The sequence below is a fragment of the Nonomuraea sp. NPDC050643 genome, from assembly GCF_040654715.1.
Lineage (GTDB): Bacteria > Actinomycetota > Actinomycetes > Streptosporangiales > Streptosporangiaceae > Nonomuraea.
Window position 1 is genome coordinate 1 of record NZ_JBFAIM010000128.1, and the last position, 15,831, is coordinate 15,831.

Annotated in this window: 16 protein-coding genes and 1 pseudogene; 10 read left to right on the forward strand and 7 right to left on the reverse strand. The window is 72.6% G+C overall.

The features are described 5' to 3' along the window. From AB0I15_RS65490 to AB0I15_RS65505, 4 genes are all read right to left on the reverse strand, one after another. On the reverse strand, positions 1–1,229 hold a 1,229-nt coding region (locus tag AB0I15_RS65490), incomplete at its 3' end, for a HAMP domain-containing protein (protein ID WP_358120537.1). A gap of 195 nt (positions 1,230–1,424) precedes the next feature. After that, positions 1,425–1,925 (reverse strand): hypothetical protein, encoded by a 501-nt coding sequence (locus tag AB0I15_RS65495; RefSeq protein WP_358120540.1) that lies wholly within the window; start codon positions 1,923–1,925, stop codon positions 1,425–1,427. Positions 1,926–2,029: 104 nt separating this feature from the next. After that, entirely contained in the window at positions 2,030–3,454 is a 1,425-nt protein-coding gene (locus tag AB0I15_RS65500; protein WP_358120542.1) for a serine hydrolase, read from the reverse strand. A 4-nt stretch (positions 3,455–3,458) separates the two neighbouring features. Further along, entirely contained in the window at positions 3,459–4,379 is a 921-nt protein-coding gene (locus AB0I15_RS65505) for a LysR substrate-binding domain-containing protein (RefSeq protein WP_358120545.1), read from the reverse strand. 79 nt (positions 4,380–4,458) lie between these two features. Between AB0I15_RS65505 and AB0I15_RS65510 the strand changes: the two genes are divergently transcribed. Together AB0I15_RS65510 and AB0I15_RS65515 are read left to right on the forward strand one after the other, a co-directional pair. Further along, positions 4,459–5,712 carry an MFS transporter gene (locus AB0I15_RS65510; RefSeq protein ID WP_358120548.1) on the forward strand — a complete coding sequence of 418 codons (1,254 nt, stop codon included), beginning with the start codon at positions 4,459–4,461 and terminating at the stop codon, positions 5,710–5,712. A 36-nt stretch (positions 5,713–5,748) separates the two neighbouring features. Beyond that, a complete protein-coding gene (locus tag AB0I15_RS65515) occupies positions 5,749–6,633 on the forward strand; it encodes an SDR family oxidoreductase (protein WP_358120551.1) in 885 nt (294 codons plus the stop codon). Between the two features lie 19 nt (positions 6,634–6,652). Here AB0I15_RS65515 and AB0I15_RS65520 read toward each other — a convergent pair whose 3' ends face one another. Beyond that, positions 6,653–9,136 carry a tetratricopeptide repeat protein gene (locus tag AB0I15_RS65520; protein WP_358120553.1) on the reverse strand — a complete coding sequence of 828 codons (2,484 nt, stop codon included), beginning with the start codon at positions 9,134–9,136 and terminating at the stop codon, positions 6,653–6,655. Between the two features lie 175 nt (positions 9,137–9,311). On the opposite strand from AB0I15_RS65520, the gene AB0I15_RS65525 reads away from it, so the two are divergent. The 5 genes from AB0I15_RS65525 (at position 9,312) to AB0I15_RS65545 (ending at position 12,507) form a co-directional block, all read left to right on the forward strand. Next, complete coding sequence (locus tag AB0I15_RS65525; RefSeq protein ID WP_358120556.1) at positions 9,312–9,767, forward strand: carboxymuconolactone decarboxylase family protein; 456 nt, start codon at positions 9,312–9,314, stop codon at positions 9,765–9,767. 47 nt (positions 9,768–9,814) lie between these two features. Beyond that, a complete protein-coding gene (locus tag AB0I15_RS65530) occupies positions 9,815–10,291 on the forward strand; it encodes a DUF1801 domain-containing protein (protein WP_358120558.1) in 477 nt (158 codons plus the stop codon). Between the two features lie 94 nt (positions 10,292–10,385). Beyond that, positions 10,386–10,844: a hypothetical protein gene (locus AB0I15_RS65535; RefSeq protein WP_358120561.1), complete on the forward strand. Its 459-nt coding sequence runs from the start codon at positions 10,386–10,388 to the stop codon at positions 10,842–10,844. Between the two features lie 57 nt (positions 10,845–10,901). Then, complete coding sequence (locus AB0I15_RS65540; protein ID WP_358120563.1) at positions 10,902–11,516, forward strand: TetR/AcrR family transcriptional regulator; 615 nt, start codon at positions 10,902–10,904, stop codon at positions 11,514–11,516. A 166-nt stretch (positions 11,517–11,682) separates the two neighbouring features. Then, complete coding sequence (locus AB0I15_RS65545) at positions 11,683–12,507, forward strand: VOC family protein (RefSeq protein WP_358120566.1); 825 nt, start codon at positions 11,683–11,685, stop codon at positions 12,505–12,507. A gap of 229 nt (positions 12,508–12,736) precedes the next feature. Here AB0I15_RS65545 and AB0I15_RS65550 read toward each other — a convergent pair. Next, a pseudogene (locus AB0I15_RS65550) lies at positions 12,737–12,973 on the reverse strand (LysR family transcriptional regulator); the annotation flags it as partial. Positions 12,974–13,083: 110 nt separating this feature from the next. Here AB0I15_RS65550 and AB0I15_RS65555 point away from each other — a divergent pair. The 3 genes from AB0I15_RS65555 (at position 13,084) to AB0I15_RS65565 (ending at position 15,591) form a co-directional block, all read left to right on the forward strand. After that, the gene (locus tag AB0I15_RS65555; RefSeq protein WP_358120569.1) at positions 13,084–13,665 is read left to right on the forward strand and encodes a cupin domain-containing protein; all 582 of its coding nucleotides are present in this window, start codon (positions 13,084–13,086) and stop codon (positions 13,663–13,665) included. A 77-nt stretch (positions 13,666–13,742) separates the two neighbouring features. Then, on the forward strand, positions 13,743–15,161 hold the full coding sequence (locus tag AB0I15_RS65560) for an alkaline phosphatase PhoX (RefSeq protein WP_358120572.1): 1,419 nt from the start codon (positions 13,743–13,745) through the stop codon (positions 15,159–15,161). Between the two features lie 217 nt (positions 15,162–15,378). Next, entirely contained in the window at positions 15,379–15,591 is a 213-nt protein-coding gene (locus tag AB0I15_RS65565) for a hypothetical protein (RefSeq protein ID WP_358120574.1), read from the forward strand. On the opposite strand, the gene AB0I15_RS65570 is transcribed toward AB0I15_RS65565, so the two are convergent. After that, positions 15,578–15,831: hypothetical protein (locus AB0I15_RS65570; RefSeq protein WP_358120577.1), on the reverse strand; the 254-nt coding region annotated here is incomplete at its 5' end. The two genes, AB0I15_RS65565 and AB0I15_RS65570, sit on opposite strands and share 14 nt — an antisense overlap.

The window sequence follows — 15,831 nt, forward strand, 5'->3', positions numbered from 1 at the left end:
ATCTTCTGTGACAGGTCGCCACGCGCGACCGCCGTCGCCACCTGGGCGATGCTGCGCACCTGGCTGGTCAGGTTGGACGCCATGACGTTGACGTTGTCGGTGAGGTCCTTCCACGTGCCGGACACGCCCCGGACGGTGGCCTGGCCGCCCAGGTTGCCCTCGGTGCCGACCTCGCGCGCCACGCGGGTCACCTCGTCGGCGAACGCGGAGAGCTGGTCGACCATCGTGTTGATGGTCTCCTTCAGCTCCATGATCTCGCCCCGGGCGTCGACGCGGATCTTCTGCGTCAGGTCGCCCTTGGCCACGGCGGTGGTGACCTGGGCGATGCTCCGCACCTGGGCGGTGAGGTTGTCGGCCATGACGTTCACCGACTCCGTCAGCGCCTTCCAGGTGCCGGACACGCCCTTGACGTCGGCCTGGCCGCCGAGCCGGCCGTCGGTGCCGACCTCGCGGGCGACCCGGGTGACCTCGTCGGCGAACGACGAGAGCTGGTCGACCATCGTGTTCAGGGTGTTCTTCAGCTCCAGGATCTCGCCCCGGGCCGAGACCGTGATCTTCTGCGACAGGTCACCGCGGGCGACCGCCGTCGCCACCTGGGAGATGTTGCGGACCTGGTCGGTCAGGTTGTCGGCCATGAAGTTCACCGAGTCGGTCAGGTCGCGCCAGGTGCCGGCCACGCCCTTCACGTCGGCCTGGCCGCCGAGCTGGCCCTCGGTGCCGACCTCGCGGGCCACGCGGGTGACCTCGGCGGCGAAGGAGGAGAGCTGGTCGACCATGGTGTTGACGGTGTTCTTCAGCTCCAGGATCTCGCCGCGCGCGTCCACGGTGATCTTCTGCGACAGGTCGCCCTTGGCCACGGCGGTGGTGACCTGGGCGATGCTGCGTACCTGGTCGGTGAGGTTGCCCGCCATGGCGTTCACCGAGTCGGTGAGGTCCTTCCAGGTGCCCGACACCGCCGGCACGTCGGCCTGACCGCCCAGCCGGCCCTCGGTGCCGACCTCCCGCGAGACGCGGGTGACCTCGGAGGTGAACAGGGAGAGCTGGTCCACCATTCCGTTGAACACCGACGCGATCTCCCCGAGCAGCCCGTCGGCGTCGTCGGGCAGCCGGGTACGGAAATCGCCGTCCCGGACCGCTGTGAGACCGGCGAGCAACTGGCGCAGTTCCGGCTCGCCGACCTCGTCCGCGTTGGCCGTGGTCCGTGAACCACGAGAGCGTGTGTCACCCACGTTCACTCTTGTCGCTCCTGACTGATGGACGGCCACCGCCGCACGGCAGGAACGGCCGACCCAAGTGAATGGATCCGGGCGCGCTAAATGATCGCGGGATCACAATCCGGACACAGCGGGAGGAATTTCTCCCCATCTATCCATGGAGATTACTAGATCATGCGCCGTGGAAGGGGAACGGCCGAGCCCGGGGGCTCAGCGGTTCAGGAGCCGTCTGATCAAGGTGCCGGCGGCCAGGCCGGCGACGAAACCCACGAAAGTGCCGGCTCCGGGGACGACTGAGCACACCGCGGCGGTGGCCGCCGCTCCGGCCAGGCCGGACGCCAGGCCCCGCCCGCTCGCTCGCGCGTACTCCTTCCCCGTGTGCTCCTCGTCGTCGAGCCAGAGCGTGAGGATCTCCACCGCGGGGCCGGCCAGTGCACCGCCGGCCAGCTTGCCGCCGATCGGCGCGAGCGTTCCGACGACGTGCCGGACCGATCCGGTCTGGACGGTGGCGGCGGCCGCCGACCGCAGCACCGCTGTCCGGCCGGCGCCTTGGAGAAGGTTCTTGCCGAGTTCGCTCAGGTAGGCCTCGCTGAGCCGGTGGGTGAGGTAGCGCGCCCCGGCATCCGTCGCCAGGCGCTCGGCTCCCAACTTGATCCCCTTGGACGCGACCTCCGGAACGACGTCGGCCAGGAAGCTCTTCTTCTTGTCCACTGCAGTCCTCCAGGTGCGCTGAAATCCTCCCTAGTCTCACGTATCGGAGCGCAACGGGCTTCTTACGCAGTGGATACAGGTGGATGGCTCGCCTCGCGGTCCCGCTAAGGGTGGCGCGCCTTTTCGTAGGCGTCGACGGCCTGGCCGAGCCTGGCGAGCCGCTCGGTGAACCAGACGTTCTCCGCGCCTGCCGGCGGCCGGTTGGAGTCGACGTACTGGTAGCCGAGGTTGGAGAACAGGGCGACGATGTACGTACGGCCTCCCTTGCCGGGCAGGGCCCTGACGATGCCCGCGTCCGCGCCGGAGTTGTTCACCCAGCCGTTCTTGTGGGCGAACGTCACCTCGGCCGCGTCGTCGCACGGCCGCACGTCCCGGCCGTACGCGATGCCCTGGCCGGAAACCGTCACAGTGCCGTCGGCGCCGACCCAGCGCGAGGGCGTGAGCTGCGCGAGGCCCTGCGCGGGATAGCCGGCGCCGCACCAGTTGGTGGTCGACAGGGTGACGTTCATGGCCTGCTCGCCCAGCCTGCCCTTGAAGAACTCCCGGGAGGCGCGGCTCAGGACGGCCGCGCCGACCCTGGTGCCGCCGGGCGCCGTCCACAGGGTGCCCGCGCCGCCGTTGACCAGCATCAGCAGCTTGGCCGTGTCGAGGGAGCTCATCGTGACCGGGTTGCCCCACCGGGCGCCGTTGGCGGGGTTGGTGTTCTTGAGCTGAAGCGTCTCCAGGCCCAGGTCCTGGAAGGTCCGGTTCAGGCCGTCGACCGCGCCACGGTCGTGCAGCAGCTTGACCATGGCGCACGTGGCGGCGTTGGACGACCAGGTGAGCGAGGCGTCGAGGTAGTCGCGGACCGTGCCGCCGCTCGCCGGGCCGCACAGCGCGCTGACCGTCGTCGGCTCGTACGCGTAGGTGTCGTCGAGCCCGATCACGCCCTGGTCCACCAGCCGCAGCACCCCGAAGGCCACCATCAGCTTCAGCACGGACGCGGGATACGGCGACATGAAGTCGATGGGGGCGCTCTCCCGGCCGGGCACCACGTCGATCGTGCCCTGACCGCGGTTGGCGTACCAGCCGGCGTCGTCCCACTGCCGCCAGCGCACGTCGGTGGTGTGCAGGTCGCCGTCCACCGGCACGATCTTCCCGTCCGGGTACTGCGGGCTCATCAGCACGGTGCCGGAGGAGACGGGACGGCCGAGCCGGTCCAGCTCGATGACGGTCAGGTCGATCTGCGGCTGCTGCGAGATCGGCTCCGCGGCGGCCGCTGCGGCACGCGACTCGGCCGGCTTCGGCGGTCCGGCCTCCTCCTTGCCGACGGCGCTCTGCCGCAGCGCGCCCAGCCCGGCCGCGCCGACCGGCGGGTTGGTGTCCAGGACCTGCTCGAACTGCAACCGGTCGAGGGACTGCCGCAGGTGCCGCGCGAGCGCGGTGCCGTCTTCCGCCGCGGCCGCCTGGGGCGGCACGATGAGACCGGTCAGCAGGACGGTCGCGGCGGCGAGGCCTTGACAGCGCTTTCGAGATCTTGTGAAGGTCACCGCGTCACTCTAGGCCGGGGGTCGCGCCGGCGTCCGGTGATCTTGAGGACTCCGCCGCCGGGATGCCGAGGGTGGCCAGGAACGCCGCCGCGACGGGAGACGGCGCGAAGCGGCTCCAGATGAGGTGCTCCATCCGGGCGGGGGCGTCGCGAAGCCGGAGGACGGGCAGGTCGGGGAGTTCGGACACGAAGGCGGCCGGCAGCAGCCCGACACCCAGGCCCTGCCGGATCAGGCGGGCGATGAAGTCCACGGTCGTCACCTCGAAGGCGACCTCGCGCCGGACTCCGGCCGCCGTGAACGCCTCGTCCGACTGAGCCCGCGCGGCGGTGCCCGGCGGGAAGTCGACGAACGGCTCGTCCGACAGCTCACCCAGGTCCACGCGGTCCCGGCCCGCCAGCGGGTGGTCGGGCGCCACCATGGCGACGAGGTCGCCGCGCGCCAGTTCGCGCCCGCGGACGCCCTTGGGCCGTACGCCCAGGGGCAGCCCCAGGAAGGCGACGTCCAGGGTGCCCTGCCGTACGCGCTCGGTCAGCTCCTCGCTCGCGCCCGAGCGCAGGCTGATCCGTACCTGACGGTGCCGCAGGTGGAATCGTTTCAGCGCGGCCGGCAGGTCGATCGCCGCGACGGTGGGGATGGCGCCGACGGCGAGCCGCCCGCGGATCTCGCCGGTGGCGGCCGACACCTCGGCGCGGGCTCGTTCGGCGGCGTCGAGAGCCTGGCGAGCCGCGGGGAGGAACGCCTCGCCGGCGGGGGTCAGCCGGACGCGGCGGCTGGTGCGGTCGAACAGCTTGGCGCCCAGCTCACGTTCGAGGCGGGCGATCTGGTGGCTGAGCGCGGACTGGACGACCAGGCACTGCTCGGCGGCGCGGGTGAAGTTGCTCGTCTCCGCGACGGCGACGACATAGCGCATTTGCTGGAGATCCATGGATCCATCGTGATTCACGATCGGTCCGATGACAAACATGCGTTGGACTCATTGATCGGGTATCGCGGAGGCTGGGCGCATGACGACGACGAGACTTCCGACGGGCGGCGGCCTGTCGCGTGGGCTGCTCCTGCTCATGTCGGTGGCGACCGGCCTGGCGGTCGCCGGGAACTACTTCGCGCAGCCGCTGCTCGACCTGATCGGCCGGGAACTCGGGATCGGGTCATCGTCGGCGGCGCTGGTGGTGACGGCCGCCCAGGGCGGCTACGCGCTGGGGCTGATCCTGCTGGTGCCGCTCGGCGACCTGATCGAGCGGCGGCGGCTGGCGATGTCGCTCTACGCGGCGACCGCGCTGTTCCTGCTGGTGTCGGCCATGGCCCCCAACGGCACGGTGCTCCTGGTCAGCACGGCCCTGACCGCGCTGACCTCGGTCGGCGCGCAGGTGGTGGTGCCGTTCGCGGCGACGCTGGCGGACCCGGCCGAGCGCGGCCGGGTGGTCGGCACGGTGATGACCGGGCTGATGCTCGGCCTGCTGCTGGCGCGGACCGCGTCCGGGGCGCTGTCGGAGCTGGGCGGTTGGCGGACGGTCTACTGGGTGAACGCGGTGCTGATGGCGCTGATGGCCGTGCTGCTGCGTGTCTTCCTGCCCCGGCTCGGCGGGGACGGCGGGCGCCTGACCTACCCGGCGCTGCTGCGCTCGACGGTCGCCCTGTTCCGGCACGAGCCGCTGCTGCGCTGGCGGGCCGCCCTCGGCGCGCTGAGCCTGGCCTCGTTCAGCGTGTTGTGGACGGCGCTGACCTTCCTGCTGGCAGGGTCGCCGTACGGCTGGTCGGAGCCGGCCATCGGCCTGTTCGGGCTGGTCGGCGCCGTGGGCGCGCTGACCGCCACGGTGGCGGGCCGGCTCGCCGACCGCGGGCACGTCCAGATCGTGACCGGCGCCGGGACGGTCCTGCTGGTGGCCTCCTGGCCGGCGATCGCGGCGGGGGAGGGCTCGCTGGCCTGGCTGCTCACCGGCGTGGTCGTGCTGGACCTGGCGCATCAGGCGGTGCTCAACAGCAGCCAGAACGTCCTGTACGCGCTCCGCCCCGAGGCCCGCAACCGGATCAACTCCGCCTTCCTGACCGCCTTCTTCGCCGGCGGCGCGGTGGGGGCCGCCCTGGCCTCGGCGGTCTGGGCGTACGGCGGCTGGACCGGCGTGTGCGTCCTCGGCGCCGCCCTCTCGGCCGGGACGGTCGTGCTCTGGGTCCTGGAGCGCGTCACCGTCGACCGGGGAACCGGCACGAAGGCCCCCGCTCAGAGCAACGACACGACGCCGGCCCCCTCGACCGGCTGACCCATGCCCCACGACCACCACCAAGGGAGAACGAACGTGCCGCGCACCGTGCTGATCACCGGAGCCACCGGAACCGTGTCCACCGCGTTGCTGACCGCGCTGGAAGGGACCGAGGTGGGCCTTCGCGCCCTCGTCCGGGACGAGTCCAGGGCGGCGGGCCCGCGCGAGCGGGGCGCCGAAGTCGTCGTCGGCGACCTCGATGACGCCCGGTCGCTGCCGCCCGCCTTCGAGGGCGTCCAGGACCTGTGGCTACTCGTCCCGAACGGCCCGCGCGCTCCCGAGCAGCACATGAACGCCGTGTGGGCCGCCCGCCAGGCCGGGGTGGAGCGCGTCGTGCGCCTGTCCGTCGTCGGCGCGGCGCACGACGCGCCGAACCGTAGCGGGCGCCTGCACGCGCTGTCCGACCGGGAGACCGAACGGAGCGGCCTGCGCTGGACGATCCTGCGTCCCCACTGGTTCATGCAGAACCTGCTGAACGAGGCGGGCGACCTCGCCGCCACCGGTACGTTCTCGCTGAACATGGCCGCGGCGCGGATCGGCATGATCGACGCGCGCGACATCGCCGCGTGCGCCGCCCGCGTGCTGCTCGACGGCCCGGATCGCCACCACGGCCGGACGTACACGCTCACCGGCCCGCGCTCGCTGACGTTCGACGAGGTCGCCGAGCAGGCCGGTCTCGCTCTCGGCCGGCCCGTCACGTACCTGCCGGTCAGCGACGACGCCAGGCGCGAGACCCTGCTCGGCCACGGCGTCCCCGCCTGGATCGCCGACATGCTCGAGGAGTACGCGCGGGCGTACGCCGCCGGCTGGGGGGACTTCACCACCGGCACGGTCACCGACCTGCTCGGCCGCCCGCCGCGCGACATCGCCGGCTTCGTCCACGACCACGCGGCGGCCTTCACTGCGGCCGACGGCCGCTGAACCCGCGCCGGCGCGGCGGTCAGGCCCCTGGGTCGAGCTCCCGCCGGATGGCCTGACCCGCCGCGCGGTGCTCGGCGGCGGCGGCCGCGTCCGTCTCGTCGAGCACGGCCGCGATCCCCTCGTGGGCCAGCGCCTCCTTGTGCCGGTTGCCCACCTTCGGGGCGAGTTCGAGTGCCTGGCGGTGCAGACGCAGGGCCTCGTCGGGCAGGCCGGCCAGGCGGCAGGTCTCGCCGTAGTCGTGCAGGAAGTGCACCTTCCAGTGCTCCTCGAACAGCTCGTCCAGCAGCGCGAACGCCTGCCGGTGGCTGGCCAGCGCCTCTTCGTGGCGGCCCATCTGGCGCAGGGCGACGCCCAGGCAGTTGAGGCACCACGCCTCGTTGTGCCGGTGGCCGTCCTCGCGGGCGAGTTCGAGGGCCTGGCGCAGGTGCGCGGCGGCCTCGTCGGGCCGCTCGGCGGCCGTCGCCATGCCGAGGGTGATCCGGGCCGTCAGCGTGGCCGGCCAGGCGGGGTCGCCGTGCGCGAGGTCCAGCACCTCGCCCGCCAGCCGCGCCGCCTCCTCGCGCTGTCCGAGCTGCAGCATCGCCCAGGCCTCGTCGGCGCTCGCGTGGGCCGCGCCCATCGGGCAGCCGGCGTCCGTGTAGAGCCTGCCCGCCAGCCGGAAGAGGCCGAGAGGCTCCTCGACCCGGCCCTCGTCCCATCTCAGGTGGCCGCGGCGCAGGACGAGATCCGCCTCGGAGCGGGGGTCGCCGGCCTGGGACACCAGCGGTGCCGCCGCCTCGTACGCGGCGCCGGCCTCCGCCCACCGGCCCGCGTTGTAGCGGGCGAAGCCCAGGTCGCTGTGCGCCTCGGCCAGTTGCCACGGATCGCCCAGGCGCTGCGCGGCGGCCAGCGACCGCTCGAAGAGGACGTTCAGGTGCGTCGTGCCGCAGCGCCGCGCGAAGAACGCCCGCATGAAGCGCGGCAGCTCGCACGCGTGCGCGTCGGCCCCGGTGGCGACCGCCACCTCGAAGGCGCCCATCAGGTTCGTGTACTCCGACGCGAACCAGCCGAGGGCCGCGTGCTTGTCGGTGAAGCGCGGCAGCTCGGCCGGGGGCCGGCCCGCGGAGGCCGCGCGGCTGCCGGACACGTACGGCATCGCGGCGTCGGCGGCGGCGGCCGCGTGCACGTAGTAGTCGAGCACCCGGCCCAGCGCCTGCTCCCGCTCCGCCGGGGAGTCCTGCTCGGCGGCGGCCCGGCGCGCGTGCTGGTGCACCAGGTCGTGCAGCGTGTAGTGGCCCGCCGACGGTTGCTGCACGAGGTGGGCGTCGAGCAGGTCCTCCAGCATCGCCTGGGCGCCGCGCAGCGGCACGTCCGCCAGCGCCGCCGCCACGTACTCGTCGAAGGACGACCCCGACAGCAGGCCCAGCAGCCGGAACAGCCGGTGCTCGGCCCGGCCCAGCTGCCGTACGGACATGGCGAACGCCGTGTCGAACTCGCTGGAGCCCTCCGCCATCCGCTCGACGAGGATGCCCACGGTCCAGCCCGGCCGGTGCCGCAGCCGGGCCCCGGCCAGCCGCAGGGCCAGCGGCAGATGGCCGCACAGCCGCAGCACCTCGGCCGTGGACCCGGGGTCGCGGGCCAGCCGCCCGTCGGGACCGCTGGGGTCGCCGCTGGCGCGGACCAGCAGCTCCGCGCTCTCCTCCGGGGTCAGCACGTCAAGCGACACCGGGGGCACGTCGTCCAGGCCCAGCAGCCGGTTGCGGCTGGTGATCAGCGCGACGGAGGGGCCCGCGCCGGGCAGCAACGGGCGGACCTGGTCGGCGCCGGCGGCATTGTCGAGGACCACGACGGCCCGCCGGCCGGCCAGCTCCGACCGCCAGCAGGCGGCCAGCGGCTCGACGCCGCCCTCCTGCGGGATCTTCTCCGACGGCACGTCGAGCGCGGCGAGCAGGGACCGCAGCGCGGGTTCGGGATCGAGGGGTTCGCGCCCGGCGGTGAAACCGTGCAGGTCCAGATAGAGCTGGGCGTCGGGGTAGCCGGCGGTGAGCCGGTGCGCGGCGTGCACCGCGAGGCAGGTCTTGCCGACGCCCGCCATGCCGTCGACGGCGACCACCCGGCTGCCGTCCACCGCGGCGAGGACGGCGGCGAGCTGGTCCGCGCGGCCCGTGAAGTCGGGCACGTCGCGCGGCAGGTCGTTGCGGGGCGGGCGCGGCGCGCCGGCGGGCGGCGACGGGGGCTGGACCTGGCGGCTCGCCTTCGGGGGCGCCGGCAGCGGGTTCGTCGCGCGTTCCCACAGGGGGCGCAGCGGGCGGGGGTCACGCTTGACGAGGCGGCACAGCTCGATCACCACGGACCAGGGCGGCACCGACTGGCCGCTGAGGTAGCGCGACAGCGACGACGAGCTGAGGCCCGTGTCCCGTGACAGGGCCCGCACACCGCGCCCGGACAGCTCCTGGAGCATGCGCAGCCGCGCGGCCAGTTCGTCTTGCGGATCCGCCTTCGCCGTCCGCTGGTGCACCACCACGATGTCCTGCCTTCCTGTCCCGTCGCGGAAGAAACTTACCGGGACGAATCGCCGCAGGCCAAGGCCGTTTCACCTGTCCCACGGTGTCCCACCGCCGTCGTCATGGCAAGCCCGTCCGGCTGTGATGGAGTCACGCCCCGGGGGACGGGGCGCCGATCCGGAAGAGGAGAACACCATGCAGTCCCGTATGCGGAACCCGGCCGTCGTCCTGCCCGGCGCGATGGAGCCCATCCAGCAGCTCTTCAAGGCCGTGCACGCCGGTGGGGTGGACGGTCAGACGCTGGAGCTGGTGCATCTGCGGGTCAGCCAGATCAACGGCTGCAGCGCGTGCGTCGACGCGGGCGCCAAGACCGCCCGTAAGGCCGGAGTGGGCGACGAGCGGCTGGCCACGGTCGCCGCCTGGCGGGAGACCCCGTACTTCACCGAGGAGGAGCGGGCGGCGCTCGAACTGGCCGAGGCCGCGACACGGCTGGCCGACCGCGCCGACGCGGTGAACGACGAGGTCTGGGACAGGGCCGCCACCTACTTCGACGAGAAGCAGCTCGCCGCGATCGTCCTGATGATCGGCGTCACCAACCTGTTCAACCGGCTCAACGCCACCACCCGGCAGATCGCCGGCGCCTGGGGATGAGCAGCACCCGAATCCACCCAACATTCGTTGACAAGGAGATTCTCACCATGAACGCAACGCCGAAGGCCGGCAGGAGCACCACCACCGCTGCCAAGAAGTTCGACGGGTTCAGCGACGAAGAGCGCGCCGCGATGAAGGAGCACGCCCAGGAGCTGAAGACGGCCGCGCGCCGCGGCCCGCGTACGGCCGGCGCCGACGGGGAGCGCGACGTGCTGGCGAAGATCGCCGACATGGACGAGAAGGACCGGCACCTCGCCGAGCGGATCCACGCCGTCATCACCGCCGGCGCGCCGGCCCTGTCGCCGAAACTCTGGTACGGGATGCCCGCCTACGCCAAGGACGGCAAGGTCGTCTGCTTCTTCCAGAGCGCGGCGAAGTTCAAGGCGAGGTACGCCACCCTCGGCTTCAACGACCCGGCGAACCTCGACGACGGCACCATGTGGCCGACCGCCTTCGCGCTGACGGAGCTGACCCCTGAGGACGAGGAGAGGATCGGCGCACTCGTGCGGCGGGCGGCGAGCTGACGACCGTCGCCACCGCCGTGGCGAAGCCGGGATGAAGCCGCGCCGTGCGAGCCTGTCCCAGGCACAAGCACGCAAGCAGAAGGCAGAGATCCACGTGAAAGCAGTCGTGAAGCCCGTCATCCGCGTGGTCGCGGTCAGCACCCTGACGACCGGAGCCCTGGCGGTGGCCCTGCTCGGCCCGGCACCGGCCCAGGCGGCTCGGGCCCTGCAGGGGCCCGCGGGCCAGGCGATCAGCGCGGGCTCCGGTCCGGCGGCCGTGGCCGCCGGACCGTGCAGGAAGGTGACCAGCGGGAACAAGGACACCATCCGGGTGTGGTTCTGTGACGGGACACGGGGCACCGCACTCGGCTACCACGCCCAGGGCTTCATGGGCGAACGAGCCACGCTGACCCTGCAGAGCGCCAGTGGGGCGATTCTCCGCACGGTGAAGGCCACCCACACCGGCGTGCTGGCGCGGTGGTACAACACCGGCACCTACCGGGCCACTCCTGGCGGCGGTGGCCTGTACAAGGCCTGCTGGATCGGAGGGGTGTGCACCGGCACCGGTGCGTGAACGCCGGCCTCCCGTGGCCGGCCCGTCGGTTGATCACGTGTCTGGCACACTGAGGCCATGAGTGGACGAGGTCGCCCACCGGACCCCGACCTGGTGGCGCGCGTGCACGCCGCCGCGCTCGACCTGTACGGCGAGGTCGGCTGGGCCGGGTTCAGCTTCGACGTACTCGCCCGCCGCGCCCGGGTCGGCAAGGCCGCTCTCTACACCAGATGGGGGAGCAAGGAGCGGCTGATCGTCGACGCGCTGACCGCCTGGCTCCAGCAGGAGCCGCTGGACACGCGGTCGGGGTCGCTGCGGGCGCAGTTGATCCGGATGGCCGCCGGAACCCTCGACAGCTATCTGACGCCGAAGGGCCTGGTCTACCTCAGAGCCCAGATCGAGGCCCGCGTCTATCCCGAGCTGTTCGGGCAGGCGCTGGAGAGGTTCCAGCGCGAGCGCATCAAGGCGGGGCGGGCCATCGTCCTCGACGCCATCGCCCGCGGCGAGCTCCCGGAGGGCACCTCGCCCGCGCTCGTGCTGGACGCGGTCGCCGGCATGCTGACCAACCACTTCCTCTCGACGCCGATCAGCCAGATGCCGGCTCTGGTCGAGCGCAAGGACCGGTACGCCGAGGAGACCGTGGACTTCGTCTTGACCATGGTCGGCTACCGGGCCCCGGACGGGGACGCCTGACCACGGCCCCCCGCGATTGACAGGGGCGGGGGAGACGTCCTAGCGTCTCATTGCAGACGCGTTCCGTCTAAATCAGTTCCCCAGCTCCACCCACCTCGCCAGAGCCTCCCTTTCACGAAGCCCGCATCGGCGCGTGTCCGGGGACGGCACCCAGGAGGTCTGATTCATGACGGCGTACGCACTCGACCACGTCGCCATCGCGGTGCGGGACTGGGCCCAGGGCGGGCCGGTGCTCGCGGGCCGGTTCGGCGGACGCTGGGACGGCGGCTTCATCCAGCCGGTCTTCAGCCCGGCGCAGCTCCACTACGCCAACGACATGCGCGTGGAACTGCTGGAGGTCGGGACCGAGCCGTCGTCGTTCGTGCGCCGCTTCCTCGACGCCGCCCAGGCGCCGGCCCGGCCGCACCACATCACGTTCAAGGTGCACGACATCCACGCCACCCTCGACGCGGCACGTGCGTGCGGGTTCGGGCCGATCCTGGTGAACGTGGCCTCCGACATGTGGAAGGAGGCGTTCCTGCACCCCAAGGAGACGGGGCTGGGCTTCCTCGTGCAGGTGGCGCAGGCGGCCGGGACACCGAAGGAGCTGGGGGGCGACCTGCCGGGCATCCGCCTGTCGCCCCCGTGGCCGGAGCCCGAGGGCGGGTGCGCGGCCCTGCCCGCCGTCGCCGGGACGGTGGCGCGCACCGACGCGGTCCGGCGGCTGCTGTGCGACGTGCTCGGCGGCACCGAGACGCCGATGGGGGCGGAGACCTCCGCCTTCACCTGGGCGAATGGGGCCGACCTCGTGCTCACCGCCGCCACGGAGCACACCCCTGGGCTCCGGCTCCTGGCCTTCCGCGGCGACGGCTCGACGCGCTGGGAGCTCGCCGACGTCCTGGCCGCGTCCGCGGACGAACCCGTCGTGCCCGAGCTCGGCATCAGGATCGCCGACCTCGCCCCACGTCCCGGCGCGGGTGAGCGCCCTCCCGCCAGGACCCGCTCGCGGTGACGCCCCGGGCCCGCACCGGCTTTCCGCGCCGCTTCGCCTTCCGGATGGGTGCCACGTGAGGGGTACGGCCGGTCAGGTGACGCGGGTCAAGGTGTCCAGCAGATGGCGGAGGGCGGGTGACGGCGGGCCGGGCAGGACGGCCAGCGCGGTAGATCCGGTCGCCGGGCCCCTGCACGATGCCGAGACGCAGGACACCGTCGGCGCCCGCCCGGACGTCGGCGGCGACCTGCCGGGCGCGCCGCGCGGCGGCGAGGACGGCGCGCGCCTCGGGCAGCAGGCGTTCACCCGCCCCGGACAGCCGTACGTGCCGGGTCGAACGGTCGAACAGGGGCACGCCGAGTTCGCGTTCGAGCCGGCGGATCTGCCGGCTCACCGCCGACTGCACGATGCTGAGCCGTTCGGCCGCGCGGCCGAAGCCGCCCTCGTCGGCGACCGCCACGAAGTACGTGAGCTGCCGCAGCTCCATGCGTGCCCCTCGATTCATCTCGATCCGTGATGACTGCAGGTCACAACCGCTTCTGTTTCCTGGCTTCTTCCCGCGCTGGAATGGAATCCGATCTCGAGAAGGAGCCGAAGATGAGCACCACCATGTCGCAGGCCGTTGTCGTCCCCGCGGAGGCCGCGGAGGTCGTCGGCCTGCCCGAGGGCGGGGCGTTCCCCCTGTTCACCGACGCGAGCGACACCGCGCACGCGCTCTGCGCCAACCGGCTGACCCTGGGCCCGGGCCGCGACGGCGCCATGCCGCACCGTCACATGCTCTCCACCGAGCTGTTCTACGTCCTGGACGGTGAGCTGGAATTCCTCCTCGGCGAGGAGGTGGTGACCGTCCGCACGGGCGGCCTGGTCGTCGTGCCGCCGCGCCTGCCGCACGCGTTCGGCGCGGCGCCGGGCATCGCCGCCGACCTGCTGGCCGTTCTGACACCGGGCGTCGAACGCTTCGACTACTTCCGGCATCTGGGACGCGTCGAGCACGGCCTGGAGCCGGCTCGGCACCCTGCTGCCGGAGCAGGAGCGCTACGACGTGCACGTCGTGGACGTCCCCCACTGGCGGTCTCCGGGGAGCCTGGCAGGAGCACGGCCGGGCCCGCTCTGGCGGTGACGACGCTCCCGTGCGTGAATGGAGATCGAACGTCCCCTTTCGGGCTCATTCGTTCATGAGGTGGCCTCACGGAGTTCACCCTGCGGGCCGCCTGCCACTTCACCGTCGAACCGTACGCAGCGTGTCGGGAGGATTCATGGACGACATCCAGCCCACCGAGACCCCGCGAGCCGTCGGCCGGCGCACGGTGCTGGCGGGGACGGCCGCCCTGGCCGGTGCCACGGCGCTCGCGCCCCTCGACGCACTCGCGGCGCGCTCGGCGCGCGCCGACTCGGCCGACCGGCGGGCCCGGCGGGCGTTCAGCCCCGACTACGGCCCGCTCGCACCGGTACGCGACCACACGACCGGCCTGCCCCTGCTCCTGCTCCCGCGCGGATTCGAGTACATCAGCCACGGCTGGACCGGCGACCCGATGAGCGACGACGTGGCCACCCCGCCCCTGCACGACGGCATGGCCGCCTTCCGCGTCAGGGGCGGCCGGCGCCACGGCCGCCGCGATCGGGTACGCCTCGTGCGCAACCACGAGGTGGCCGGCTTCGCGGGCAGGTTCACCGACCCGGCGTACGACCCGGACGCCGCCGGCGGCACCACGACGCTCACGTTCGACCTGGACGACGAGACCTTCGTGGAGAGCCACGCCAGCCTGTCCGGCACCGTGCGCAACTGCGCCGGCGGGCCCACGCCCTGGGGCTCCTGGCTGACCTGCGAGGAGACGTCGGACGTCAACCCGGTCAGCGGCATCCAGCACGGCTACGTCTTCGAGGTCCCGAGCGGCGGCAAGGGCGATCCCCGTCCGCTGAAGGCGATGGGACGCTTCGAGCACGAGGCCGTCGCCGTCGACCCGGCGACCGGATACGTGTACGAGACCGAGGACGCCGGAGCGGCCGGCCTGTTCCGGTTCCGGCCGCGCCGCCGGGGCGAGCTGAGCAGGGGCGGCGTCCTGGAGATGCTCAAGATCGGCGACACGACGTACGACACCTCCGCCGACGCCGCGGGGACGGTCCACCGGGACACCTCCTGGGTGACCGTCGACGAACCCGACCCGGGCCCCGGCGCCCCGAGGCCCACCCAGCAGGGCATCGCCAAGGGCGGGGCGACGTTCTCCCGCCTCGAAGGCGCCTGGTACGGCAACGGGCTGATCTACATCGTGTCGACCAGCGGCGGGCCGAACCGGCTCGGCCAGGTGATGGAGTACGACCCGCGCAGGGGCACGCTGCGCGTCCTGTTCGCCTCGCCGGGCGAGGACGTGCTCAGCAACCCGGACAACATCGGCGTCAGCCCGCGTGGCGGGATCGTCCTGTGCGAGGACGGCAGCGGTGTGCAGTTCCTGCACGGCCTGACCACCCGAGGCCAGATCTTCCCGTTCGCCGCCAACAACGTCGTCATCCCGGACGGCGTACCGGGCAAGCCGGCGATCAACCCCGGCGACTACTCCATGCGGGAATGGGCCGGCTCGACGTTCGAACCCGAGCGCGGCGAGTGGCTCTTCGCCAACATCCAGTCTCCCGGCATCACGTTCGCCATCACCGGCCCCTGGCGCAACGGCTCACTCTGACCAGGCGAGACCGGCGGCGGAAGGGGTCATCACCCAAGCGTACGGTTGCCATGGGTCATGGATGCGCCGCTCCCCGAGGAGCATGCGTGACGCACACTCATGACCACGACCTGATCGTGATCGGTGCCGGGCCCAGAGGACTTCATGGCCGACCTGGCCAAGGTCTCGATGCGTAGCTGGAGGAGCCGGCTGCCACGCCTGGAAGGCCGGTTACCGGGTGAACGAGGTGATGCCGTACCTGCGGCGGCCGTACGCCCGGGAGGCGGTGCACATCGTGGGGGAGGCGTACTCCGGGCTTCAGGGCTGGGTCGAGGGAGCCTTGTGCGAGGCGGAGAAGATGCTCCAGGAGCATTTCGGCGGCCCGTCCCGGCTGGCTGTCACCGGACTACTACCTCGGCTGGTGACGCGCGGTGGGCTCAGCGCTGCCTGAACATCGCGCGGCCGAGGGGCGGGACGGCCCCGCAGGCGCGGAAGAACCATCGCGCCGCCGATCGCTTCAGCGCGCTCCTGGTGATCGCGGCCTCGGTGTCACGTACGACCTGGCCCACCGTCGCGAACCCCTCGCGCAGCATCTCCGCCTCGTAGGCGCGCAACGCCCGGGTCAGCGGCTGCTCGCCGCGGTCGGCGGCGGTGAGCGCGGCGCAGAGCCGGTGCGCGTCGCGCAGCGCCG

Bases quoted from the DNA above. Each gene is read 5' to 3' on its own strand.
- AB0I15_RS65505 (WP_358120545.1), bottom strand. From the start codon at position 4,379: ATGGATCTCCAGCAAATGCGCTATGTCGTCGCCGTCGCGGAGACGAGC.
- AB0I15_RS65510 (WP_358120548.1), top strand. From the start codon at position 4,459: ATGACGACGACGAGACTTCCGACGGGCGGCGGCCTGTCGCGTGGGCTG.
- AB0I15_RS65525 (WP_358120556.1), top strand. From the start codon at position 9,312: ATGCAGTCCCGTATGCGGAACCCGGCCGTCGTCCTGCCCGGCGCGATG.
- AB0I15_RS65530 (WP_358120558.1), top strand. From the start codon at position 9,815: ATGAACGCAACGCCGAAGGCCGGCAGGAGCACCACCACCGCTGCCAAG.
- AB0I15_RS65540 (WP_358120563.1), top strand. From the start codon at position 10,902: ATGAGTGGACGAGGTCGCCCACCGGACCCCGACCTGGTGGCGCGCGTG.
- AB0I15_RS65545 (WP_358120566.1), top strand. From the start codon at position 11,683: ATGACGGCGTACGCACTCGACCACGTCGCCATCGCGGTGCGGGACTGG.
- AB0I15_RS65555 (WP_358120569.1), top strand. From the start codon at position 13,084: ATGAGCACCACCATGTCGCAGGCCGTTGTCGTCCCCGCGGAGGCCGCG.
- AB0I15_RS65560 (WP_358120572.1), top strand. From the start codon at position 13,743: ATGGACGACATCCAGCCCACCGAGACCCCGCGAGCCGTCGGCCGGCGC.